Origin of the sequence: Klebsiella sp. SWET4, from assembly GCF_024296565.1 — a bacterium.
Lineage (GTDB): Bacteria > Pseudomonadota > Gammaproteobacteria > Enterobacterales > Enterobacteriaceae > Klebsiella > Klebsiella variicola.
Map to the genome: position 1 here is coordinate 1 of NZ_JANCOB010000057.1, position 1120 is coordinate 1120.

1 protein-coding gene is annotated in these 1120 nt (G+C 65.4%); it reads left to right on the forward strand.

Translation table 11 applies throughout. From position 1 onward, the window contains the following. Positions 1–18: 18 nt before the first annotated feature. Positions 19–1120 (forward strand): ATP-dependent RecD-like DNA helicase (locus NKJ21_RS27490; RefSeq protein ID WP_254733466.1); only part of this gene is annotated, 1102 nt, incomplete at its 3' end.

The following is a 1120-nucleotide window of genomic DNA, read 5'->3' on the forward strand; positions in this document are numbered from 1 at the left end:
AATGGTTAGTTTTGAGGGATGGCGAATCGCTTCGTTTCGCCCCTTCTCAAGACAGATATGGCCACTTTCACCCCGCATCAGGATGCCGCGCTCAAGGCCGTCGGCGATTGGCTCAAGGCAAAACCGGGCCGCAACGGCACGCCGCCGGTGTTTCGCCTGTTCGGCTTCGCCGGCACCGGCAAGACCACGCTGGCGCGGCACATCGCCGAGGGCGTCGATGGCGAGGTGAAGTTTGCCGCTTTCACCGGCAAGGCGGCGCTGGTCATGCGCAACAAGGGTTGCGACGACGCCTCCACCATCCACTCACTGATCTATCGCGCCCGCGAGAGCGGCGAGGAGCAGCCGAACTTCGAATTGTGGGACGACGCGCCGGCGTCCAAGGCCAAGCTGATCATCATCGACGAATGCTCGATGGTCGATGCCGAGCTCGGCCGCGATCTGATGTCGTTCGATTGCCCGCTGCTGGTGCTCGGCGATCCCGCGCAATTGCCGCCGATCCAGGGCGGCGGCTTCTTCACCGACGCCGAGCCGGACGCGATGCTGACCGAGGTGCATCGCCAGGCGCAGGACGATCCGATCGTGCGGATGTCGATGGATATCCGCGAAGGCCGCGAGCTCGAGATCGGCCGCCACGGCGAGAGCGAGGTGGTGTCGCGCAAGGAGCTCGATCCGGACCGCGTGATGAGCGCCGACCAGGTGCTGGTCGGGCGCAACAACACCCGCCGCGCCTACAACATGCGGGTGCGGCAGCGGCTGAACATCGAGGATCCCCTCCCCGTCGCCGGCGACAAGCTGGTCTGCCTGCGCAACAACCGCAAGAAGGGCCTGTTCAATGGCGGCCTGTGGCGGGTGAAGTCGCGCGCCACCTCCAAGTCCAAGATCGTCACGATGCGCGTCGCGCCCGACGAGGATCTCGGACGCAAGGTGACCAAGGTCTCGGTGCGCGGCGAATGCTTCGACGGCGGCGTCGAGGGCGTGCCGTGGGAGCAGCGCAAGCCCTATGACGAATTCGACTTCGGCTACGTGCTGACCGTGCACAAGTCGCAGGGCTCGCAATGGGACGACGTCGTGCTGTTCGACGAAAGCTTTGCGTTCCAGGACTCGCGCGCGCGGTGGCTGT